This is a genomic window from Burkholderia crassaminum (genome assembly GCF_964265005.1).
GTDB lineage: Bacteria > Pseudomonadota > Gammaproteobacteria > Burkholderiales > Burkholderiaceae > Burkholderia.
The window spans coordinates 2,271,514-2,292,733 of sequence record NZ_OZ183800.1; the positions used below are offsets into that span (position 1 = coordinate 2,271,514).

At 69.4% G+C, this 21,220-nt stretch carries 21 protein-coding genes; 8 read left to right on the forward strand and 13 right to left on the reverse strand.

The annotated features are described in order from the left end of the window. The first annotated feature begins 13 nt into the window (after nt 1-13). A complete protein-coding gene (locus tag ACPTTF_RS27150; RefSeq protein WP_423368953.1) occupies nt 14-1,267 on the forward strand; it encodes a glycosyltransferase family 87 protein in 1,254 nt (417 codons plus the stop codon). Here the strand turns inward: ACPTTF_RS27150 and ACPTTF_RS27155 are convergent. From ACPTTF_RS27155 to ACPTTF_RS27210, 12 genes are all read right to left on the reverse strand, one after another. After that, a complete protein-coding gene (locus tag ACPTTF_RS27155) occupies nt 1,240-2,280 on the reverse strand; it encodes a TadG family pilus assembly protein (protein WP_423368954.1) in 1,041 nt (346 codons plus the stop codon). The genes ACPTTF_RS27150 and ACPTTF_RS27155 overlap by 28 nt on opposite strands. Beyond that, nucleotides 2,273-2,701 (reverse strand): TadE/TadG family type IV pilus assembly protein, encoded by a 429-nt coding sequence (locus ACPTTF_RS27160; RefSeq protein ID WP_423368955.1) that lies wholly within the window; start codon nt 2,699-2,701, stop codon nt 2,273-2,275. The genes ACPTTF_RS27155 and ACPTTF_RS27160 overlap by 8 nt, the downstream gene beginning before the upstream one ends. Continuing rightward, complete coding sequence (locus ACPTTF_RS27165) at nt 2,698-3,555, reverse strand: tetratricopeptide repeat protein (RefSeq protein ID WP_423368956.1); 858 nt, start codon at nt 3,553-3,555, stop codon at nt 2,698-2,700. The genes ACPTTF_RS27160 and ACPTTF_RS27165 overlap by 4 nt, the downstream gene beginning before the upstream one ends. Beyond that, nucleotides 3,552-4,496, reverse strand: coding sequence for a type II secretion system F family protein (locus ACPTTF_RS27170; protein WP_423368957.1), 945 nt, complete (start codon nt 4,494-4,496; stop codon nt 3,552-3,554). Before ACPTTF_RS27170 ends, ACPTTF_RS27165 begins: the two co-directional genes overlap by 4 nt. Next, nucleotides 4,493-5,470, reverse strand: a complete 978-nt coding sequence (locus ACPTTF_RS27175) for a type II secretion system F family protein (RefSeq protein WP_166953515.1) — start codon at nt 5,468-5,470, stop codon at nt 4,493-4,495. Before ACPTTF_RS27175 ends, ACPTTF_RS27170 begins: the two co-directional genes overlap by 4 nt. Next, complete coding sequence (locus tag ACPTTF_RS27180) at nt 5,467-6,912, reverse strand: CpaF family protein (RefSeq protein ID WP_423368958.1); 1,446 nt, start codon at nt 6,910-6,912, stop codon at nt 5,467-5,469. Before ACPTTF_RS27180 ends, ACPTTF_RS27175 begins: the two co-directional genes overlap by 4 nt. After that, nucleotides 6,909-8,132: an AAA family ATPase gene (locus ACPTTF_RS27185; RefSeq protein WP_423368959.1), complete on the reverse strand. Its 1,224-nt coding sequence runs from the start codon at nt 8,130-8,132 to the stop codon at nt 6,909-6,911. Before ACPTTF_RS27185 ends, ACPTTF_RS27180 begins: the two co-directional genes overlap by 4 nt. Before the next feature lie 21 nt (nt 8,133-8,153). Next, nucleotides 8,154-8,534, reverse strand: coding sequence for a CpaD family pilus assembly lipoprotein (locus ACPTTF_RS27190; RefSeq protein WP_423368960.1), 381 nt, complete (start codon nt 8,532-8,534; stop codon nt 8,154-8,156). Between the two features lie 15 nt (nt 8,535-8,549). Further along, entirely contained in the window at nt 8,550-9,932 is a 1,383-nt protein-coding gene (locus ACPTTF_RS27195; RefSeq protein ID WP_423368961.1) for a type II and III secretion system protein family protein, read from the reverse strand. A 54-nt stretch (nt 9,933-9,986) separates the two neighbouring features. Beyond that, on the reverse strand, nt 9,987-11,018 hold the full coding sequence (cpaB, locus tag ACPTTF_RS27200; RefSeq protein WP_423368962.1) for a Flp pilus assembly protein CpaB: 1,032 nt from the start codon (nt 11,016-11,018) through the stop codon (nt 9,987-9,989). Between the two features lie 20 nt (nt 11,019-11,038). Then, nucleotides 11,039-11,512, reverse strand: coding sequence for an A24 family peptidase (locus ACPTTF_RS27205; protein WP_423368963.1), 474 nt, complete (start codon nt 11,510-11,512; stop codon nt 11,039-11,041). An 88-nt stretch (nt 11,513-11,600) separates the two neighbouring features. Continuing rightward, entirely contained in the window at nt 11,601-11,783 is a 183-nt protein-coding gene (locus ACPTTF_RS27210) for a Flp family type IVb pilin (RefSeq protein ID WP_166953529.1), read from the reverse strand. An 864-nt stretch (nt 11,784-12,647) separates the two neighbouring features. Here ACPTTF_RS27210 and ACPTTF_RS27215 point away from each other — a divergent pair. The 6 genes from ACPTTF_RS27215 to ACPTTF_RS27240 all read left to right on the forward strand — a co-directional run bounded on the left by ACPTTF_RS27215 (nt 12,648) and on the right by ACPTTF_RS27240 (nt 18,540). Next, the gene (locus ACPTTF_RS27215) at nt 12,648-13,715 is read left to right on the forward strand and encodes an ABC transporter substrate-binding protein (protein ID WP_423368964.1); all 1,068 of its coding nucleotides are present in this window, start codon (nt 12,648-12,650) and stop codon (nt 13,713-13,715) included. Nucleotides 13,716-13,730: 15 nt separating this feature from the next. Continuing rightward, nucleotides 13,731-14,582, forward strand: a complete 852-nt coding sequence (locus tag ACPTTF_RS27220; protein ID WP_423368965.1) for an ABC transporter permease — start codon at nt 13,731-13,733, stop codon at nt 14,580-14,582. Between the two features lie 39 nt (nt 14,583-14,621). Further along, complete coding sequence (locus ACPTTF_RS27225; protein ID WP_423368966.1) at nt 14,622-15,440, forward strand: ABC transporter permease; 819 nt, start codon at nt 14,622-14,624, stop codon at nt 15,438-15,440. A 38-nt stretch (nt 15,441-15,478) separates the two neighbouring features. Then, nucleotides 15,479-16,324 (forward strand): ABC transporter ATP-binding protein, encoded by an 846-nt coding sequence (locus ACPTTF_RS27230; protein WP_423368967.1) that lies wholly within the window; start codon nt 15,479-15,481, stop codon nt 16,322-16,324. 148 nt (nt 16,325-16,472) lie between these two features. Further along, nucleotides 16,473-17,426, forward strand: coding sequence for a TauD/TfdA dioxygenase family protein (locus ACPTTF_RS27235; protein WP_166953539.1), 954 nt, complete (start codon nt 16,473-16,475; stop codon nt 17,424-17,426). 166 nt (nt 17,427-17,592) lie between these two features. After that, nucleotides 17,593-18,540 (forward strand): TauD/TfdA dioxygenase family protein, encoded by a 948-nt coding sequence (locus ACPTTF_RS27240; RefSeq protein ID WP_423368968.1) that lies wholly within the window; start codon nt 17,593-17,595, stop codon nt 18,538-18,540. 92 nt (nt 18,541-18,632) lie between these two features. Here ACPTTF_RS27240 and ACPTTF_RS27245 read toward each other — a convergent pair whose 3' ends face one another. Continuing rightward, nucleotides 18,633-20,294 carry an ABC transporter substrate-binding protein gene (locus ACPTTF_RS27245; protein ID WP_423368969.1) on the reverse strand — a complete coding sequence of 554 codons (1,662 nt, stop codon included), beginning with the start codon at nt 20,292-20,294 and terminating at the stop codon, nt 18,633-18,635. Between the two features lie 269 nt (nt 20,295-20,563). Here ACPTTF_RS27245 and ACPTTF_RS27250 point away from each other — a divergent pair, with 269 nt between their 5' ends. Continuing rightward, the gene (locus ACPTTF_RS27250) at nt 20,564-20,971 is read left to right on the forward strand and encodes a DUF427 domain-containing protein (protein ID WP_423368970.1); all 408 of its coding nucleotides are present in this window, start codon (nt 20,564-20,566) and stop codon (nt 20,969-20,971) included. The last annotated feature ends 249 nt before the right edge of the window (nt 20,972-21,220 follow it).

Genomic DNA, 21,220 nt, shown 5'->3' on the forward strand with positions numbered 1-21,220 from the left:
GCGCACACGACGCATGGATCTCCTCCGGCAATCGGTGCGCTCGGCGGACCATCCCGTCCGCGCATGGCTGACACCCCGGCGCGTCGTTGCGTACAGCGCGGTCGCACTCGCGTGCTACGCGCTGTTCGTCGCGATCTGGGTATCCGTCGTCCGTCACGCGCCCACCACGGCCCTGTCGCGCCCGGGCGCCGACTACGCGGTGTTCTGGTCGGCGTCGTACGTGATGCTGCACGGCTCGCCGTGGCAAGCGTACGACTTGCCGACCTTCTCGCGGCTGGCAGCCGAGCTGTTCCCGCAGTTCCGCCGCGACGACCTCGTCGCGTGGCTGTACCCGCCCACCAACCTGCTGCTCGTGACGCCGCTGGCGCTGCTGCCCTTTGCGATCGGCTATCCGCTGTTCGTCGCGTTCGGTGTCGTCGTGTTCGGGTTCGCCGCATCGCGCGTATCGGGCCTCGGCGCGATTCCCGGCGCAGCGCGCGTCGGCGGGTTCGCGCTGGTCGCCGCCCCGTGCGTGTTCGTGACCGGGATGTTCGGGCAGAACGCATTCCTGACCGCGTCGTGCGCGGCGCTGGCCGTCTGCTGGGCGGACCGTCGGCCAATGTGGGCCGGCCTTTGCATCGGCCTGCTGTCGGCCAAGCCGCAGATGGCGCTGGTGTTCCCGTTCGTGCTGGTCGCCACGCGCGCCTGGCGCACGATCGCGTGGGCCGCGCTTGCCACCACCGCGTTCGCCGCGCTGAGTGTCGTGGTCTGCGGCGTCGAATCGCTGCACCGGTTCGTCGCCGGTGCAGCGCTCGCGCGGTCGCTCCTTCTCGAGCAAGGCGTCGTGCTCTGGCTCGCGTCGCCGGCGCCGTTCGCCTCCTTTCGCCTAGCGGGCCTGTCGCCCGGGCTCGCGTATGCCGCGCAGGCGTGCATCGCGGCACTGGCGATCGCAACCGCCTGCATCGTGTGGACGCGTTCGCGCGACATCCGCCTGCGCGCGGCCGTGCTGGCGGTCGCGACGCTCGCGGCAAACCCGTACGTGTGGCACTACGAGCTCGTGTGGCTCGGCATCGCGATCGCGTGCATGCTGGCAGCCGGCTGGCAGGACGGCTGGCTGCGCGGCGAACAGACGGCAATCGCGCTCATGTGGCTGCTGCCGATCCTCGAATACCTGAACCCGTGGCTGCAATGGCCGCAGATCGGCCCGGTCGTGACGCTGTTCGCGCTCCTCGTGCTGCTGCGGCGCACCGACCTGCGCGCTCACAACGCCAGCCGCGGCGGCACGTAGACGCCGTAGTACGGCCCGACGCCGGTCCCGACGCCCGTCATCTTCACGCCGGCGACGAAGTGCCCCTGGATGTACTTGTACGAGCCGCCGAGGGACACGTCGATATGGAACGGCGCGAACGCGACGATCGGCACGGTGGTGCTGGTCGCGGTCTGCGTGACGACCGGCAGCAACACCGTCGTGCCGACCGGCACCGACGCGTAGAGTGCCGTCTTCGAGCCGGTCGCGAGGTTGATGCTGTCGCCGATGTTGAGCGTCGTCGGATTGCCGGTCGCCATCAGCCCCGAAATCGTCGACGTGTCGGTCGCGCTCGACTGGAACGACGTCCACTGCCCGCCCGTGCACAGCAGGCCATAGGCCAGGCCGTTCGTGATCGTGAATTCGTACGGCGAGCCCGTCAGCGGATTGATCAGCGGCTGGTTGGTCGCCGCGTTCCAGTACAGGTTGTAAATGCACTGGTCGATCGCAACCGGAAACAGCCCGCCGGGCGCCACCCCGCCCGGCGCCGCCAGCACCGCCACCGCCGTCGCGCTGCCGGACGCGCCGGTAATCCCCAGCAGCCCGCCGAGCAGCAGCGGAATCGAGCCGCCGTTCACGCCGGGTGCGCGCGACACGGTGACCTGCACCGCCGGCACGTCGTACGTGCCGGGCGTGATGGTCGTCGGCTGCATGGTCGCCGGGCTGCGCGTGACGTTCCAGTAGCCGGTGGTCACCGTGCCGGTCGACAGCGCCGCACCGGCCGCGGAGTTCTGCGCGATCACGCCGTTCGCCGCAGGCGCGGCCAGCGACCAGTTCACTGCGCCGCCGCTCGACGACATCATCGCATCGGCCCCCGCGATCGCGGCCGCGTCGGCCGCGTTCTGCAACTGGTTGTTCACCGTCACCACCCACGCGATGTCGATCGCCAGCGCGCCGAACGACAGCAGCGGGATCAGGAACAGCAGGAAGAACAGCGCGACCGAACCGCGCTGCCGCGCCGGGCCGGCGGGTTGGGTTGCGCTCACGTCATTCATAGAGCATCACCGACGTCGCCGAGACCGTCACCGGGCCGGTGAGCGCGCTGAACGCGGAACCCAGCACGAGCCCCGTATACGTGTAGGTCACGGTCACCGTCAGCGCGGTACCCGACGTCGTGCCGTTCGCCTGCGTCACGGTCACCGCCGGTGTCGTCGCGGTGCCGCCGGTGATCAGGCTGTTCTGCATGGCAGTCTGCGCAATGCCGGCGATCTGCGTCGTGGTCAGCATCGGCACGCGCAGCACGATGCCGGCCCGCGCCGCCTCGCGGCTCGCGTTCGTGATGACGGCCTTGTCACACAGGATCAGGCTCGTGTCGATGATGCCGATCAGCACCATCAGCAGGAACGGCAGCATCAGCACGAATTCGAGAGACACGACGCCGCGCGTGCGGCGGGCGCCCATCGCCCCGCGTGTCATTTTGCGGCCCCCGCACCCGACGGGGCGACGCCCGGCTCCAGCGCCGCACCGGACAGCGACGCCGCGCCGCCGGCCCCCCCGCGCGACGCAAGCCGCGCGCGCACCGCCTGGTAGAAGCGCAGGTTGTCGGCCACCGCCGACGCCGGCAAATCCGCGGACAGCAGCTTCTTCGCCGAATCGGTGTTGCCGAGCACGCCGTACGCGAACGCGAGGTTCTGGCGCGCCTGCCACGGCGCGGACGGCAGCCCGGCGACGTCGAGCAGCACGTTCACGCCCTCGCGCGGCCGGTTGCTCAGCACGAGCGACAGCCCGAGGTCGACGCGCAGCCCCTGCGCGTCCGGGTGCACGCGCAGCGCCTCGCGATACACGACCTGCGCATCGGCATGACGCCCCTGCAGGTCGAGCACGGTGCCGAGCCCTTCCGCCGCGAGCGGATGGTTCGGCTGCGCGGCCAGCAGGTCGCGATAGCGCTGCGCGGCTTCGTCGAGACGGCGCTGCCGCAACGCGACGCGCGCGAGCCCGAGCTGCGGGCCGAGTTCCGCGGGCGCCTGCCGATGCGCTTCGTCGTAGAGGATCCGCGCGCGCTCCAGGTCGCCCGCGCGGTAGTTGACGTCGCCGAGCCCCAGGCGCGCCGCGAGCGAATCGGGATACTTCGCGAGCACCTTCTCGTACAGCGTCGACGCGAGATCGACGTTGCCGCCGGCGAGCGCGCTGTCCGCGATGCGCAGCTCGGCCTGCGGGTCGTCACTCTTGTGCGACAGCGCCGGCCGCGTCTGGATGCCCGGCGCGCAGCCGCCGGCCAGCACCGGCAGCACGGCCGCGAGCGCGAGCGCACGTACGACGGATCGTGTCATCTGAATACCTCGAGCAGGCGAATCGCCGCCGGGCCCGCCGCGATCAGGCACACCGTCGGCAGGATGAACAGCATCATCGGCAGCGTGATCTTCGGCGCCAGCTTCGCGGCCCGTTCCTCGAGCGCGACGATCTGCTCGGTGCGCTCGGTACGCGACAGGGTGCGCAGCGCCTGCGTGATCGGCGTGCCGAACCGCTGCGACTGCGTGAGCGTCGTCGCGAGCGAGCGCGCCGACGTGAAATCGACGCGCATCGCGAAATGCGCGAGCGTTGCGGACACGTCGCCGCTCAGCGTGAGCTCGTCCGCGCACACCGTCAGCTCGTCGGCGAGCGGCGGGCAGATGCGCGACAGTTCGTGCGCGACGCGCCGGATGCCCGATGCGAGGCTGTTGCCGGCCATCGTGCAGATCACCAGCAGGTCGAGCGCGTCCGGAAAGCACGCGGCGATGACGCGCCGCCTCCGCCGGATCATCGCGCCGAGCACGTATTCCGGCACGATCACGCCAACCACGAACGCGGCGACCATCGCCAGCGCCCGGATCACGAAGTATTCGCCGAAGCGCGGAATCAGCGGGCTGAACGCGATCGCGCCGCACGCGAACAGCACGCCGCAGCTCAGCTTGATCCCGATCATCGACGACACCGCGCGGCGCTCCCGAAAGCCCGCGCGCGTCAGTTGCAGGCCGAGCTTCACGCGCTGCATCGGGTCGAGCACCGGCAGCCGTTCGCCCAACTGCGCGAGCCGGCGCGTCAGGCCCAGGCGCACGCCCCCCGGCTGCAGCCACCCCGCCACCGGTGCCGGCGGGTGCTGCCCGGCCGCCTGCCGCACGCGCGCGGCGATCCGCTGGCGGGTGCCGCCGCCGGGCGTGGCGAGCGCCATCGCGACACAGGCAAGCAACAACAGCAACTCGAGGCCGCGGGCGGCCAGTATCGACATCGTCATCGCGCGGTATCCAGTTTCGAGATCTTGCGGATCACCAGCAGGCCGACCGTCAGCAACCCGGCCGCCAGCGTCAGCATCGTGTGCCCCGGGTGCGTCGTGAACAGCAGCATCACGTAGTCGCGGTTCACGAGGAACAGCGCGCCGATCATCACGAACGGCACCGCCGAAATGATGTTGGTCGTGATGCGCCCTTCGGCGGTCAGCGCGCGGGTCTTCAGGCGGATGTCGCGGCGCGTGCGGATGATGCTCGACAGCTCGTCGAGCGTTTCGCCGAGGCTGCCACCGGTCTCGCGTTGCAGCAGCAGGTAGACGGTGAAGAACGAGAAGTCCGCGATCATCAGCCGGTCCGCCGACTGCGTCAGCACGTCCTTGAGATCCGCGCCGACGCGCAGGCTGTCGCCCATCGAGCGGAACGTCGCGCGCACCGGCTCGGCCGCGCTGTCGCCGACCATGCTGATCGCCTGCGTGACCGGAATGCCCGCGCGCACGGCCCGCACGATCACGTCGATCGCGTCGGGGAACGCTTCGAGAAAGCGGATCCGGAAACGGTCGACCAGCGCACGGTAGCTGGCGCGCATCGCGACCAGCGGCAACCCGACGTAAATCAACGGACGCAGGAAGTCCGGCGGCCCGATCAGCTTCACCGCGACGATCGCCGCAATCGCGCCGGCGATCGTGCTCGCGACGACGATCCTCACCCCGCCCTTGCCGCCTACCGCGAGCACCCGCGTCACGCGGCGCTGCACCCATGCGCGCACGCGGCCTTGCCGGCGTTCGAGGTTGAACAGCGCGACGCCGGGCGTGGCGGACGCGTGAGCGTCGCGCCCGGCGAGCGACGGCGACAGCCGGCGCATCCGTGCGCGGATGCGCTGGGCCGGGGTTTGGCTCGCGCGATCGAACAGCGACGACAGCACGAGCCCGATCGCGAGGATCATCACGAACGCGCCCGCCGCGAACAGGTCGGCCGCCCTCATTGCCGGAATACCTCGGCAAGCGCATCCTCGACGCCGTAATACGCGGCGCGCGCTGTGAATCCCGGCCGCAACGGCGATGCGTCGAACACCCCCTTCACCGAGTCGCGCGTCGTGTCGCCTTCCTGGCGGAACGCGAACAGGTCCTGCGTGATGACCACCTCGCCTTCCATCCCGACGATCTCGGTAATCCGCGTGACGCGCCGCACGCCGTCGCGCATCCGCTCGATCTGCACGAACAGGTGCACGGCGCTCGCGATCTGGCGCCGGATCGACAGCAGCTGCAGGTTCGCGTTCGCCATCATGACCATGCTCTCGAGCCGGCTGATCGCATCGCGCGGCGAATTCGCGTGAATCGTCGTCATCGAGCCGTCGTGCCCCGTGTTCATCGCCTGCAGCACGTCGAATGCCTCGGGGCCGCGAATCTCGCCGAGGATGATGCGGTCGGGCCGCATCCGCAGTGCGTTGCGCACGAGATCGCGTTGCGAGATCCCGCCGAGCCCCTCGGTATTTTCCGGGCGGGTTTCGAGGCTGACGACGTGCGGCTGCAGCAGCTGCAGCTCGGCCGCATCCTCGATCGTCACGATCCGTTCGTGCTGCTCGATGTGCTGCGACAGCGCGTTGAGCAGCGTCGTCTTGCCCGAGCCGGTGCCGCCCGAGATCACGATGTTCAGCCGGCACGCACACGCGACCTTCAGCACCTGCAGCATCGGCGGCGAGATGTTGCCCTGCTGCGCCATCCGCGCGAGCGTGATGTCGCGCTTCGCGAACTTGCGGATCGAGATCGACGGGCCGCGCATCGCGATCGGCGGCAGCACGACGTTCACGCGGCTGCCGTCGGCGAGTCGCGCATCGACCATCGGGCTGCTCTCGTCGACGCGCCGCCCCACCGCCGCCGCGATCCGCTGCGCGACGCTCGCCACGTGCGCGTCGTCGCGGAACTTCAGCGACGTGAGCTCGAGCCGGCCCGCACGCTCGACGTACACCTGGTCGGGCCCGTTGACGAGGATATCGGTGACCGTGTCGTCGGCAAGCAGCGGCTCGATCGGCCCGACGCCGAACATGTCGTTCAGGATTGCATCGACGATCAGCACCTGCTCGCCGGCCGTGATCTTCAGGCGCTCGCGATCGACCGTGTGCGCGGCCACTTGTTCGATGCCCGCGCGCACCTCGTCGCGCGTCTTCATCAACGCCGCCGACATGTTCATCGACGTGAACACCGCGTGGCGGATCGCGTCGAACTTGCTCGACCGGATCAGCGCCTCGTGGGTATCGGCCGCCACGGGTGCGCGGGCCGACGTTGGCGCGGGCGCGGGTGCGGGTGCCGGTGCATCTACCGTGGTCGATGTCGGAGCCGGGGCCGCTGCGGGCTCCTCGTGCGCCACGGCGGGCGTCGCGGCCGGCACGGGGTCCGCCGGCGGCCGGTTGCGGGTCCCGAACGTCACGATCGCTTCCTCCACTTGGCGAGCCGCGCAAACCACGGCTCGGCGACGGCCATCGGCTCGCCGGTGATGCCGTTCGCGAGCTGCCGGATCTGGTCCACGAAGCCATGCCGCTTCGCGCCTTCGATCGGCTCGCCGAGGTTCTCGGCAACCGCGAGCGTCTGCGGCTCGTGCGGCAGTTCGTGCAGCGTCGCGCCACCGAACGCCTCCTCGAAATCGACCGGCTCGACGCGGCCGGCGACAGGCGCGAGCGGGTTGTTCAGCACCATCGACAGCAGCCGCTCGCCGGGCAGTTCCCGCACGAAGCGCACGAGCCGCGCGGCCTCGTATGCGGCGTGCACCGAGCGGTCGACCACGACGTGGACGAGATCGGACGCGACGAGCGCGTCCTCGAGCAGCTTGCCCGCGCTGCTCCCGACATCGAACAGCACGTAGTGGAAGCGGTCCTTCAGCATGTCGACCAGGCGCGCGACGGCCTCGTCGGCCAGCGGCACGTCGGCACCGTACGCCAGCTCGGCGGACAGGACGTGCAGCCGGTCGCCCTTCGTGACGAACATGCGCTCGAACAACGCGTCGTCGGGGCGCTGCGCCATGTTCAGCAATTCGATCAGCCCGTTGTTGCTGGACAGCCCGAACATCGAGTTCGCGCCGCCGCCATGCAGGTTCAGGTCGACGTAGGCCACCCGGCGGCGCTTCTCGCCCGCCAGGAAGCGCGCGAGGCTCACCGTGATCGTGGTCGCGCCGACGCCGCCGCGGGCGCCGACGAAGCTGACGACCTTGCCGGTGCGCGCCTGCACGACCGATTCCGTCGCCGTCAGCGCACGCCGCATCAGCTCGACGGTCAGCGGCTTGACGATGTAGTCCTGCACGCCGATGCCGAGCAGGTTGCGGAACAGCCCGACGTCGTTCTGCGTACCGATCGCGATGACACGCACCGACGGATCGCACACGTCGGCGAGCCGCATCAGGTCCGACACCGGCAGCACCGAATCCGACACGTCGATGACGAGCTGGCGCGGCGAACGCTCGTACTGCTGCAGCAGCCGGATCGCATCGTCGCACGTGCCTGGCTGCAAGTGGGTACGCGTGATCGACAGCTCCTGCGTGACGCGGCGTATCACGTCCTCGCTGCCCGAATCGGCGACGACCGCGACGAGATCGGCCGCGCCCGTGGACGCGGCGCGCCGGGCGCTCTGACGATCGAGGAGGTTCATGGGCGGCATCGTGATGGCATCCGGGTGCGTTCAATGGCTGGGCGAGCCGGTCGTCAGCGCCTTGCCGGGCGTCGGCTCCTTCACGCGATCCTCGACGTAGCGGCGCACCGCGTCGGCCGCGGTCTGCGCGTCCGCGCCGCCGTACGGCACGGGCGCGACGAGATCCTCCGGCCGCGCGAGCATCGCCGCGAGGTTCGAGTAGGTCGCGCAGCCGAACGGCACGCCGGGCCGCGCGAACCCCGCGTCGACGAGATGCGAAGGCTGCATGAGCTTCGCGCAATCGGGCGCCACCGCGTGCGCGCCGTCGAAGCCGATCGACCGCGCATCGGGCAGGTTGACCGGCGGCGGCGCCGACAGGCAGCCCGCAAGCACCAGCGGCAGCAGTACGGCAACGGTCGGTCGGGTTCGCATGCGCGCACCTCCGGTTCAGTACACGAAGCCCGCGGCGCCGACGAGGCGCGGCGTATCGCCCGACAGCAGGTCGAGCCCCAGGTTGCGCTGCACCGCGAACTCCAGGTCGCTGCTCGGCCGCGCGACCGTGTCGATCGCCTGCTCGAGCTGGCCGGGCCCGGCCGGCTGCACGATGTACGGCGTGACGATGACGACCACCTCGGTCTTGTTGTCCTGGAAGTTCTTCGACGAAAACAGCCGGCCGATGATCGGCAGCCGGCCGAGCCCCGGGATCTGCGACACGGTGTCGGCCGTCTGGCTCTGCAGGAGCCCGCCGATCGCGAAGCTCTGCCCGCTCGACAGCTCGACCGTCGTCTCGACGCGCCGCACCGTGAGCCCCGGCACCTTGACGCCGCCGGTCGTCACGCTGTTGGTCGTATCGATCTCGCTCACTTCGGGCCGCACCTTCAGGCTGATCCGGTTGTCGGCGAGCACGGTCGGCGTGAAATCGAGCGACACGCCGAACGGCTTGAACTCGACCGTGATCGCGCCGGTCGACGAGCCGGCCTGCGCAACCGGGATCGGAATCTCGCCGCCCGCGAGGAAGCTCGCGGTCTCGCCGGACATCGCGGTGAGGTTCGGTTCGGCGAGCATCGTGATCAGGCCCTCCTGGTCGAGTGCGTCGAGCACCACGTCGATCGACCAGCGCCCCGCGCGGAATCCGCCGAGCACCGAGAACGCGCCCGTCGGCGACAGGTTGAACAGGCTGGTCGTCGGATCGAACAGCGTGCGCCCGTTGAACAGGCCGCCGACGAAGTTGCCGGCGCCGCCCAGCGCGCTCCAGTTGATGCCGAGCTGCTGCGTGATGTTGCGGCTCACCTCGGTCACCCGCACGCGCAGGTTCACCTGGATCGGGCGCGACAGCGTGAGCCGGTTGACGATCTTTTCCTTGTCGTGCAGGTACGGCGTGAGCGACTGCATCACGGCGTCCGCGTCGGCCGCGCTCGGCACCTTGCCCGACACCATCAGCGAGCCCGGTGCACCGGACACCGCCAGCTTCAGTTGCGGAAAGCGGCTGTCGAGCACACCCTGCAGCGACGCCGTGTCGACCTGCACGATCACCGTCTTGCGCAGGATCGGGCGATGGTTCGCGCCGAGCGCGATCAGCGTGGTCGTGCCCGCCTTCTTGCCGAACACGAACACGGTACGCGGCGACGGCACCTGGATGTCCGCGATGGCCGGATCGGCGACGAACATCGCGGTCGCGGGCTCGGGCAGCGACAGCAGTTCCCCCTTGCCGGTCGCGATCGACAGCGCCGCGCCCACGTCCGGCGCCCGCGCGACCTGCGCGGCGGCGCCCCCGGACGCGATGCCGCAGGCCAGGCCCAGGAAAGCGATCCAACGAACCATGCGCACCATGCGTGTTCCCGTCAAATGCCGGCCGCCGGGCGGCCGGCCCGAATCGTCAAACCGTCACTGCGCCGTCGCGCCCGGCGGCGGCGCAGTCGTCTCCGCCGCGACATTGGCACCGCCCGGTGTCGCGGGCATCGCCGGCCAGGACGGCAGCCCGGTCGGCAGCGGCGGCAGGCCCGGCGTGCCGGTCCCGCCGCCACGCGATCCGTCGTCGACCGACGAACCGCGATAGATCACGACCGCGTTGTTGCGCCACGCCGGCCGCGCGCCCGTATCCGCCCCGGCGGACGGCTCGCGTGCGGCCTCGCGGGCCGCGCGCGACACGTCGCCGGCCCATACGGGTTGCGTATCGGGCTCTGAATCGGACTCCTGCGCGTCGCCCCCTGCCGGTTGCCGCCGGTCGCTGGTCGCGAAACTGCGCAGCGCGAGCGACAGCGAGCCGAGGCGGGTCGCCACCAGCACGACCTGCGCGGTGCGCGGCGCGACCTCGAGCGTGACCGTGCGCGCACGCGCCGTCGCGTCCGGTGCGCTCGCGGCCGCCTTCGCGCGCTGGAATTCCGAACCGACCGCGAGCACGCGCGCGCGCCGCACCACCGTCTCCGCTTCGAACGTGCCCGGCGACGTCGCCGAGCCGCCGATCTGCTGCGTCAGCAACACGTCGACGAAGTCGCCCGGCTGGATCAGCCCCGCGTTGCCCGACACGTCGTCGACCGGCACCGAGATCGCGCGCATGCCCGGTTGCAGCGCGGCCGCGAGAAAATCCGGCGCGCCGGCCGGGATCACGTTCTCGACGCGAATCGGTGCGCCCGCGCCGACGTGGCTGCGCAGCAGCGCGCCCTTCAGGTCCGCGCCCGGCTGCGACTCGACGAACGCGCCGGCCGGCACCTGAGCGCGCGGCATGCGTTGCCACGCCAGATCGTTGTCGCGCAGCAGCAGCCCTTCCGGCAGATCGGCGGCGGCGACCCGCACGCGCGCCTGATCCGTTTCGGCGTGCACCGACGGCGTCGACGCGGCGACGTACAGTTCGCGCAGCATGAACGCACCGATGCCGGCGGCAACGACGAGCACGGCCAGTCTCAGCGGTTTGGGCATGGCGGCGTGCGTCCCCCCGGCTAGGTCAGTGAAACCGTGTATGGAAACGACGCCCAGACGGCCAGCGTACCGCCGAGCGCGAGCGCAACGCCGTACGGCACGCCGCGAGCAGCGACCGTGCGGACCGGCGCGGCGCGCCGCGGCCGCAACGCCAGCCACGCGACGCCGCACAGGGCACCGCCCGCGCCGACACTCGTCAGCACCGGAAACACCAGTGCCGGGCCGGCCCACAGGCATACCGCCGCCGCCAGCTTGACGTCGCCTCCGCCGATCCAGCCCGCGTGGCGCATGCCGCCGAACAGCAGCAGCATCGCCGCGCCGGTCGCGACATGCGCGGCCAGCGGCGCGAGCCCGTCGCGCGCGAGCGCCGCCGCGACGAAATACAGCACCGCGAACACCAGCACCGCGCGATTGGACAGGCGCCGGACGCGCAGATCCTGCGCGGCGAGCGAGGCCAGCAAGACCGTGGCCACCGACTGCACGAGAATGAGCATGGGAGAGCCGTCCGTCGACACGCCCCGGCCGGATACGTTCTACCGCTGCGGATCCCTGTGTTCGTCGGCGGCGCGCGGGTTCAGGGGATCAGATCAGGCTCGTCACCTTGCTGATCAGCGACGAGAACACGCTCGGCAAGCCGCCGCTGGTGCTGCTGAGGATCACGCCGACCGCCGCCAGCGCGACCACGACGATACCGGCCAGCACGGCGTATTCGAGCGAGCTGACGCCGCGTTCGTCACGCAGCAGGGACTTGACGTATTGCAGCATGGCAACCTCCGTGTAACGGGTCGGTGACCGACCGTTGAACGCAAAGACGCTCCGTTGCTCCGGTGTTTGCGCAGGACATTCGCCCATTGCGATGCATGCGGGCGACCCTGGCACTGGGTCGTTCGCATCCCCCGGAATTCTCTCGATCCCTACCATACGCGGCGTGCAACGATGACTTCGACCGTTGCGTGCCTGCATCCTCGGTGCGGTCTTCCCCGCACGATGCAACCGCGCTGATTCGTCTAGGGTATAGACAATTTTTCAGGTGAATTCAAATTATTTGGCGTCGGAATGCATTTATGGATTTCACCCTGCAACGATGAAAGCCTTATCGTTCATTTACGGTCATTTTTCCTCGCGGCATTGCGCATGGTTCGCATATCGGCACAGGTGTTGCTACTGTTGCCGCGCATGATTTAGCGACCGGAAATCGAACCGTTTCCATTCGATTTATGGGCATGCCGCGCCGATCCGCATGCGCACGTCTCGCCACGTCCAGCATGCCATTCCGGCAAAAATAACGGGTTCGCATCACATTCCCCCGATTACTCGCCTCCCGTCTTTCCGCCCTGATTCGGCAAGCGATCCGCACGCGAATCCACGCTCGTCCAAATCGTTTTTCCAATCGGCAATTGCCTGATTCAGCATCCGGTTTCAATCGACATGATTGGAATCCTGAATGAATGTCCAATGCATGTGAATGCGGTTCTCGTCCGCAAAGCACGCAACGCCCGGCGCGGCAACCCGCAAAGCGCCGATAAGCATAGTTCAAATCGTTTCTTGTCCGCCCCCGGCACGTCATCGAGAATGCCCCGACGGGCTGCGGCCCGGCCTCGCTCCCCAACGTTCCGGATCCATCGATTCATGCTTCCACTGCGCCTGCTGCGATCGCTGTTCATCGCGTCCCTCATTGCGTTGCCGGCCGCCGCCGCGCACGCCGACAAACCCGCCACCATCCGCATCGGCGTCGCCCAGCAAGGCGCCGGCGATCCGCCGACGTTCGGCGGATCGAGCGCCGCCACCGCGCAGTTGCAGCAGCTCGTCGAAAAGGAGTTCGCGGCGGACGGCATCAAGGTGCAGTGGCTGTTCTTCAAGGGCGCGGGGCCGGCCGTCAACGAGGCGATCGCCAACAAGGCGCTCGACTTCGCGTACCAGGGCGACCTGCCCGCCGTGCTCGCGCGTGCGAACGGGATCAAGACGCACCTGCTGCTCGCCACGAGCGTGCGCTCGGGCGTCAAGATCGCGGTACCGCCCGACTCCACCATCCGCTCGATCAAGGACCTGAAGGACCGACGCGTGTCGATCTTCCGCGGCACGAACCTGCAGCTCGTCGCCGACAACGCACTCGCGAAAAACGGCCTCGGCGAACGCGACCTGCGCGTGATCAACCTCGACGCCGCGAGCTCGCTCGCCGCACTCGCGTCGAAAGGCATCGACGCGTCGGTGGGTGACTACCAGCTGTACAAGCTGCGCGACGCGGGGCTCGCGAAGATCATCTACGAATCGCAGAACGACGGCCCGCAGCTCACGCGCCAGACCCACCTGCTCGTGCTCGACGATTTCGAGCGCGCGCATCCGGACATCGTGCAGCGCGTCGTCACCGCGCTCGTGAAAGGCGCGCAATGGTCGTCCGACGAGGCGAACCGCGATGCGCTGTTCAAGCTGTGGGCGAAGAGCGGCGTGCCGGTTTCGTCGTGGCAGGCCGACTATGCGAACCAGCGCCTGAAGGACCGCTTGTCGCCGCTGATCGATCCGTTCGTCGTCGCGCGCTACAAGTCCGTCGCGCAGGATGCGCTCGCGCTGAAGCTGATCCGCCAGCCGGTCGACGTCGACGGCTGGTTCGAGCCGAAGTATCTCGACAACGCGCTGCGCACGCTGAAGCTCGAAAGCTACTGGCAACGCTACGACGCGGCCGGCAAGCCCCTTTCCTGACCCGGACCCGCCCCGATGAGCGACACCGCGTTTTCCGTCCCGTCCTCCGAGCCTCGTACGCTCGCCGCGCTTGCCGCGCCGCCGCACCGGGCGGCGAACGTGAAACGGTGGTCGTGGCGGCTCGCGCCGTGGCTGCTGCCCGCGCTGCTGTTCGCGCTGTGGAGCATCGGCAGCGCGCGCGGCTGGATCGCGCCGCAGATCCTGCCGCCGCCCGCGCGCGTGTTCGACGCACTCGCGGATCTCGCGACGAGCGGCGATCTCGTACGCCACACGCTGGTCAGCCTGCAGCGCGTGCTGGTCGGGTTTGCCGCCGGCACGCTGCTCGGCTTTTCGACCGGCGTCGCGCTCGGCCTGTCGCGCACGCTGGAAGCCTACGTGCTGCCGAGCTTCAACGCGCTCGTGCAGATTCCGGTGCTCGGCTGGCTGCCGTTCCTGCTGCTGCTCGTCGGCGTCGGCGAACCGCTCAAGTACCTGCTGATCGCGCATGCGGCGCTCGTCCCCGTCACGCTGAGCACGTTGCAAGGGTTTCGCCAGACACCACCCGCGCTCGACGAAGTCGCGCGCGTCTTCGGCTACACGCGCCGGCAACGCATCGTGCACGTCGTGCTGCCCGCCGCGATCCCGACGCTCGCGACCGGCGTGCGGCTCGCATTCACGAAGTCGTGGCTCGCGCTCGTCGTCGTCGAGCTCGTCGCGTCATCCGAAGGGCTCGGCTACCTGATCGTGTACGGGCGGCAACTGTTCCAGCTCGATCTCGTGATGGCCGCCGTGATCGTCGTCGGCGCGGTCGGCCTGCTGATCAACCGGCTGCTCGACGCACTCGAGGCGCGCCTGCGCCGCGGCGTGCCGTCCGCGTTCCGCGGCTGAACCGTTCGCCCAGACCGCGCAACCGAAGGAGATTCTCCCGTGACGCATTCCGCCTCGCCGGACGCTACACCGCCGGCCGCCACGGCCGCCCGCCGCCTGCATGCGCCCGACTGGCGCGGCTTCGTCCTGCCGCTCGTCGCGTTCGCGCTGTGGTGGGCCATCGCGTCCGCGCACCTCGTGAACAGCGGGCTGCTCGTCGGCCCGGCCGACGTGTTGCGCACCGCATGGGCGCAAGCCACGAGCGGCGCGCTCGGCCGCGCGCTGTCCGCGTCGCTCGCGCGCGAAGCCTGCGGTTTCGCGATCGGCGCGGCGGGCGGGCTGCTGCTCGGCGCCGCGCTCGGGCTGTCGCGCATCGCGGCGCGGATGGTCGGCCCGAGCTTCGACACGTTCAAGCAGATCTCGCTGTTCGCGTGGATTCCGCTGATTTCCGTGTGGTTCGGCCTCGGCGACGTCGCCAAGGTCGTGTTCCTGTCGCTCGCCGCGCTGCTGCCCGTCGCCGCGCATACCTGCGACGGCATTCATGCGGTGCCGCGCGCGTATGTCGACGTCGCCCGCGCGCTGCGCTACTCGCGGCTCCAGCTCGTCCGCTACGTGATCCTGCCGGCCGCGCTGCCGTCGATCTTCACCGGGCTGTATCTCGGCCTGATCTATTCGTGGCTCGCGACGCTCGGCGCCGAATACCTGCTGGTCGCCGGCAGCGGGATCGGCAACACGCTGATCGACGGCAGCGAGCAGTTCCGGATGGATCTCGTGCTGTTCGGCATCATCGTCGTCGGCGTGACCGGCTGGGCGCTGAACGCGATCGCGCGTGCGATCGAGCGCAAGGTGCTGGCCCGGCGCGGCGACCTGCGGCACTGATCGCCCTTTCCTTCCCCCACCTCCATCCTCGCACCGCCATGACGACCCTCGCCTCCGATTCGCTCGACATCCTCCACGTGAGCAAGCACTACGCGCAACGCGGCACCGTGCTCGCCGTGCTCGACGACGTGTCGCTGCACGTGCGCGCCGGCGAATTCGTCACGATCGTCGGCGCGAGCGGCTGCGGCAAGTCGACGCTATTGCGGCTGATCGCCGGGCTCGACACCGATTACGCGGGCGAGATCCGTACCGGCGCCGAACGCGTGCGCGACACGTCGCTGCAGCGCGGGATCGTGTTCCAGGATCATCGGCTGTTCCCTTGGCTGACCGTCGCGCAGAACATCGAGGCCGCACTGCGCAACGCACCGCTCGACGCGGCCGCGAAGCGCCGCGCGGTCGCGGATCACATCGCACTCGTCGGGTTGAACGGCTTCGAGCATGCGTATCCGAACCAGCTGTCGGGCGGGATGGCGCAGCGCGTCGCGATCGCACGCGGCCTCGTGAACCGCCCGCGCGTGCTGCTGCTCGACGAGCCGTTCGGCGCGCTCGACGCGCAGACGCGCGCGCGGATGCAGAACGAACTGCTGCGTATCTGGGAGCAGGAGCGCATCACGATGATCCTCGTCACGCACGACGTCGACGAAGCCGTGTATCTCGGCGACCGCGTCGTGACGATGGCGCCGCGTCCGGGCCGCATCGAGCGCATCGTCGATGTCGCGTTGCCGCGCCCGCGCCGGCGCGATTCGCCGGAATTCGCGCGGTTGCGCGACACCGTGCTCGCCGGTTTCGACGACAGCGAACCACCGGACGACGATCGCCCGGGCGGCAAGCGCATCGACCCGCCGCGCCCGCACCGGATCGGCGAATGGCGGCTCGCGTGGTAGCACGCGTGGCGCGCCGATTTGCTCAGCATGACGATGCATATCGATCGTCGCTGCGCGCACGCTAAGGTTGTGACGATTCATCGGTTCCGGTTGCGCACGGTCCCTGCTTGAATGGAGACTCGACCGACCCGACTCCAGGAGACTCCCGATGTCCGAAGTCCAGCACGCCGCTCAACCGTCTTCGCATGCTTCGCACGCCGCGCCGCGCACGGCCGCCGCCCCGCTCCAGCTTCGCCAGGTCGCCGGCCGGATCGGCGCCGAGATCGCCGGTGTGCGGCTGTCGGGCACGCTCGACGACGCGACGTTCGACGCGATCCAGGCCGCGCTGCTGCGCCACAAGGTGCTGTTCTTCCGTGGCCAGCACCATCTCGACGACACCGCGCAGGAAGCGTTCGCACGCCGCTTCGGCGATACCGTCGCCCACCCGACCGTGCCGTCCGTCGACGGCAGCGCGCACCTGCTCGAACTCGATTCCGCACACGGCGCACGCGCCAATTCGTGGCACACCGACGTGACGTTCGTCGATGCGTACCCGAAGATCTCGATCCTGCGCGCGGTCGTGATTCCGCCGTTCGGCGGCGATACCGTGTGGGCCAACACGGCCGCCGCCTACACGAACCTGCCCGACCCGCTGCGCGCGCTCGCCGACACGCTGTGGGCGCTGCATACCAACGCGTACGACTACGCGTCGACGCACGTGCACGCCGACGATACGCAACTGAAGCGCTACCGCGAAGTGTTCACGTCGACCGTCTACGAAACCGAGCACCCGGTCGTGCGCGTCCATCCGCAAACCGGCGAGCGCACGCTCGTGCTCGGCCATTTCGTGCAGCGGCTCAAGGGGCTGTCGGCGCAGGATTCTGCACACCTGCTGCAGGTGTTCCACGAACATGTGACGCGCCTCGAGAACACCGTGCGCTGGAACTGGCAGGAAGGCGACGTCGCGATCTGGGACAACCGCGCGACGCAGCACTACGCGATCAACGACTACGGCGATGCGCGCCGCGTCGTGCGCCGAGCGACCGTGCACGGCGACGTGCCGGTCGGCATCGACGGCCGCCAGAGCGTCGTGCTGAAGGGGCCGGGCGCGACGCTGCAGTAACGCCAGCGTCCCGCGGCGGCGCCGTTCCGTGCGCGCCGCCGCGCCTGCCCTGCTATCCGCTATCCGCCACAGGACACCCGACCATGCAGTTCCCGCCATCGGACCGACGCATGCACGCGCAACGATGTCGGCCCTGCGCCCCCTTCACTTCCGCCAGGAGCGTCGCATGAGCGCCCTACTCGAACCCGCCGCCCAGCCGGTCGACGTGATCCCGCTGTCCGCCCATATCGGTGCGGAAATACGCGGCGTCGATCTCACGCAACCGTTGACCACGCCGCAGATCTCGGCGATTCGCGCCGCGCTGCTGACATGGCGCGTCGTCTTCTTCCGCGAGCAATTCCTCACGCACGAGCAGCACGTCGCGTTCTCCGCGCAGTTCGGCGAGCCGACGGTCGGCCACCCGGTGTTCGGGCACGTCGACGGGCATCCCGCCGTCTATTCGGTCGCGAAGCATCGCAAGGCAACCCGCTTCGAAGGCGAACCGGTGCGCCGGCCGTGGACCGGCTGGCACACCGACGTGACGGCCGCCGTGAACCCGCCGTGGGCGTCGATCCTGCGCGGCGTGACGATCCCGTCGTACGGCGGCGACACGCACTGGACGAACCTCGTGCGGGCGTACGAAACGCTGTCCGCGCCGCTGCGCGGCTTCGTCGACGGCCTGCGCGGCATTCATCGCTTCACGCCGCCGGCCGGCGCGCGCGCAACCGATGCGTTCGACGACGCGGTCGAACGCCGCCCGCTCGTGACCGAGCATCCGCTCGTGCGCGTGCATCCGGAGACCGGTGAACGCGCGCTGTACGTGAGCCCGAGCTTCCTGAAATCGATCGTCGGGCTGACGCCGCGCGAGAGTCAGGCACTGCTCGAACTGCTGTGGGAACACGTGACGCGACCGGAATTCACGATCCGCTTCAAGTGGGAGCCGCGCAGCATCGCGTTCTGGGACAACCGCGCGACCGCGCATCTCGCGCCCGTCGACATCTTCGATCTCGACTTCGACCGCCAGCTCTATCGCACGACGCTCACCGGCGATGTGCCGGTCGGCCCCGACGGCCGGCCATCGGTCGCGCTCGAAGGCTCGCCGGTCGAAGCCGCGGCGGCGGTCGCGCTCAACTGAACCGGCGGCAGCCGGCGCACCGCGGTGCGCCGGTCTTTCCCGTCACGCCACGCGGAACGAAGCGCAGGCCGCGCGTGCGCGCGGCCCGTGCGTCAATCCAGCCAGACCCCGTCGAAACGGTGCCCGCCGAGCGGCGAGAACGTCAGCCCGTGCACGCGCTTGGACACGGGCAGCGACACGATCGACGTCGCGATCGGCGTGAACGGCACCTGATCCTTGAACACGACCTGCGCCTGTTCGTACAGCGCCGTGCGCTTCGCGACGTCAGGACTGGAGCGCGCGGCGTCCACCAGTCGTTCGAAATCCTGATTGCACCATTTCGCGAGATTGCTGCCGTGCACCGCGTCGCAACCGAGCAGCGTACCGAGCCAGTTGTCGGGGTCTCCGTTGTCGCCCGACCAGCCGTACAGGATCGCGTCGTGCTGCCCGTCGTGCTTCGCGCGGCGGTTGTATTCGCCCCATTCGTAGCTGACGATCTTCGCGCGCACGCCGATCTTTGCCCAGTCCTGCTGGATCAGCTGAGCCATCAGCTGCGCATTCGGGTTGTACGGGCGCTGCACGGGCATCGCCCACAGTGTCAGGTCGAAGCCGTTCGGGAAACCGGCCTGCGCGAGCAGCCGCTTGGCGGCCGCCGGATCGCGCGGCGCATCCTTCAGGCGCGGGTTGTACGACCATTGCGCGGGCGGCATCGGGTTCGTCGCGATCTTCGCGTCGCCGTTGAACACCGTCTTGATGATCGCCGACTTGTCGATCGCGATGTCGAGCGCACGCCGCACGTCGACGCGATCGAGCGGCGGATGCTGCGTGTTGTACGCGACGAAGCCGACGTTGAAGCCCATCCCCGAGAACAACGTCAGCTTCGGGTCGCGCCGCACCGTGTCGAGGTCGGCCGGGCGCGGGAACACCGATACCTGGCACTCGCCTGCCACCAGCTTCTGCAGGCGCGCGGCCGGATCGGGCGTGATCGCGTACACGAGATGGGCGAGTTTCACGTCGTCCGGTTTCCAGTAATCGGGGTTCGCGTCGTAGCGGATCACCGCGTCCTTCTGGTACGTGCGCAGCAGGAACGGGCCGGTGCCGACCGGGAACTGGTTGATGTCGGCCTCGCGGTGGCGTGCCGCGAGCTGGGACGCATACTCGGCCGACAGGATCGACGCGAACGCCATCGCGAGATTGCGCACGAACACGACGTCGGGCGCCTTCAGCACGAAGCGCACCGTGTAGTCGTCGACCTTGTCGATGCGCTCGACGTTGCGGTCGAACCCGAGGTCGCTGAAATACGGGAAGCTGACCGGGTAGGCCTTGCGGAACGGATCGTCCGGATCGAGCATCCGGCGGAACGTGAAGACGACATCGTCGGCCTGGAACGGCCGCGTCGGCTTGAACCACGCGGTCGTCTGGAACTTCACGCCGCGCCGCAAGTGGAACGTGATCGTGCGCTGGTCGGGCGACACGTCCCAGCTCGTCGCGAGCGCCGGCTCGAGATCGAGCGTGCCGCGCCTGAACTGCACGAGCTCGTTGTAGACCGTGAGCGTGCTCGCTTCGAAATCGGTACTCGTCGTATGCTGGCCCGGATCGAAGCCGGCCGGGCTGCCTTCGGTGCAATACACGAGCGTCTTGCCGGCCGGCGCGGCGAGCGCCTGCGTGGCCGCGCCGGCGAGCAGCAGCGACGCCGCGATGCAACGCAGCGCGGCAGCGGCATGAGGGATGCCACGCGCTCGACGCGCAGCTGACGATACGAAAGCGTTCTTCATGGTGGCGGAGATCAGGGTGGGCTGTCATGCAAATGACGACGGCCGATCTTCGCGCTTCGCTCGCCGATCGCTTACCAATAAATTTCGCGTTGCTTATCGCTGGATCGGCATCCCGTCGCCGCGGCACGGGGATGTCCGCGCGAGCGTCGGGCGCGCGATTCGCGCCGTCTCTTCCGGCCCCCTGCAGGTTCGCCGAAATGGGCGCATCGTATCGGCTGGCCAACGCCGGCGCGCATCCCGCCGCGCCGCCGATTCCAGGAGGACACACGATGCCTGTCAGCCCCGATACGCCCGCTCGCCCCGTGAAGACGCCGGGCCCCGATCACCCGATCACGGTCGAACCGCACCCGCGGCGCGTCGTGGTCAAGGCGGCCGGCCGGGTCGTCGCGGATACGCGCCGCGCGCTGGCGCTGCGCGAAGCCGCTTACCCGGCCGTGCTCTACATCCCGCGCGAGGACGCCGACCTGACGCTGCTGCTACGCACCGATCACGCGACGTACTGCCCGTACAAGGGCGACTGCGCGTACTACTCGATCCCGGTCGGCGGCGAGCGCGCGGTCAATGCCGTCTGGACCTACGAGGCACCCTATCCGGCCGTCGAGGCGATCCGCGGGCACCTCGCGTTCTATCCGGATCGCGTCGATTCGATCGAGGAAAGCCCGGCCGGCTCCGATTGAGCATCGCGGCAGCTGTTCGCCCAACGCGGGCGGCTGCGCGTGTGCGGCGGCGATTTCGCCGATGCGGCCCGCCGTGCCGGCTCGCTCCGTCTGGTGCCGTCTGGTGCCGACTGGTTCCGACTGGTTCCGACTGGTTCCGACTGGTTCCGACTGGTTCCGTCTGGTTCCGACTGGTTCCGTCTGGTTCCGTCTGGTTCCGTCTGGTTCCGGCTGGCTCTTGCGCCGATCACCGGCTCGAACCCCGACAAC

Bases quoted from the DNA above. Each gene is read 5' to 3' on its own strand.
- ACPTTF_RS27210 (WP_166953529.1), bottom strand. From the start codon at position 11,783: ATGCTGCAATACGTCAAGTCCCTGCTGCGTGACGAACGCGGCGTCAGC.
- ACPTTF_RS27190 (WP_423368960.1), bottom strand. From the start codon at position 8,534: ATGCGAACCCGACCGACCGTTGCCGTACTGCTGCCGCTGGTGCTTGCG.
- ACPTTF_RS27240 (WP_423368968.1), top strand. From the start codon at position 17,593: ATGAGCGCCCTACTCGAACCCGCCGCCCAGCCGGTCGACGTGATCCCG.
- ACPTTF_RS27155 (WP_423368954.1), bottom strand. From the start codon at position 2,280: ATGAATGACGTGAGCGCAACCCAACCCGCCGGCCCGGCGCGGCAGCGC.
- ACPTTF_RS27175 (WP_166953515.1), bottom strand. From the start codon at position 5,470: ATGAGGGCGGCCGACCTGTTCGCGGCGGGCGCGTTCGTGATGATCCTC.
- ACPTTF_RS27170 (WP_423368957.1), bottom strand. From the start codon at position 4,496: ATGACGATGTCGATACTGGCCGCCCGCGGCCTCGAGTTGCTGTTGTTG.
- ACPTTF_RS27165 (WP_423368956.1), bottom strand. From the start codon at position 3,555: ATGACACGATCCGTCGTACGTGCGCTCGCGCTCGCGGCCGTGCTGCCG.
- ACPTTF_RS27150 (WP_423368953.1), top strand. From the start codon at position 14: ATGGATCTCCTCCGGCAATCGGTGCGCTCGGCGGACCATCCCGTCCGC.
- ACPTTF_RS27230 (WP_423368967.1), top strand. From the start codon at position 15,479: ATGACGACCCTCGCCTCCGATTCGCTCGACATCCTCCACGTGAGCAAG.
- cpaB (WP_423368962.1), bottom strand. From the start codon at position 11,018: ATGCCCAAACCGCTGAGACTGGCCGTGCTCGTCGTTGCCGCCGGCATC.
- ACPTTF_RS27195 (WP_423368961.1), bottom strand. From the start codon at position 9,932: ATGGTGCGCATGGTTCGTTGGATCGCTTTCCTGGGCCTGGCCTGCGGC.
- ACPTTF_RS27245 (WP_423368969.1), bottom strand. From the start codon at position 20,294: ATGAAGAACGCTTTCGTATCGTCAGCTGCGCGTCGAGCGCGTGGCATC.
- ACPTTF_RS27235 (WP_166953539.1), top strand. From the start codon at position 16,473: ATGTCCGAAGTCCAGCACGCCGCTCAACCGTCTTCGCATGCTTCGCAC.
- ACPTTF_RS27160 (WP_423368955.1), bottom strand. From the start codon at position 2,701: ATGACACGCGGGGCGATGGGCGCCCGCCGCACGCGCGGCGTCGTGTCT.
- ACPTTF_RS27205 (WP_423368963.1), bottom strand. From the start codon at position 11,512: ATGCTCATTCTCGTGCAGTCGGTGGCCACGGTCTTGCTGGCCTCGCTC.
- ACPTTF_RS27250 (WP_423368970.1), top strand. From the start codon at position 20,564: ATGCCTGTCAGCCCCGATACGCCCGCTCGCCCCGTGAAGACGCCGGGC.
- ACPTTF_RS27185 (WP_423368959.1), bottom strand. From the start codon at position 8,132: ATGCCGCCCATGAACCTCCTCGATCGTCAGAGCGCCCGGCGCGCCGCG.
- ACPTTF_RS27215 (WP_423368964.1), top strand. From the start codon at position 12,648: ATGCTTCCACTGCGCCTGCTGCGATCGCTGTTCATCGCGTCCCTCATT.
- ACPTTF_RS27220 (WP_423368965.1), top strand. From the start codon at position 13,731: ATGAGCGACACCGCGTTTTCCGTCCCGTCCTCCGAGCCTCGTACGCTC.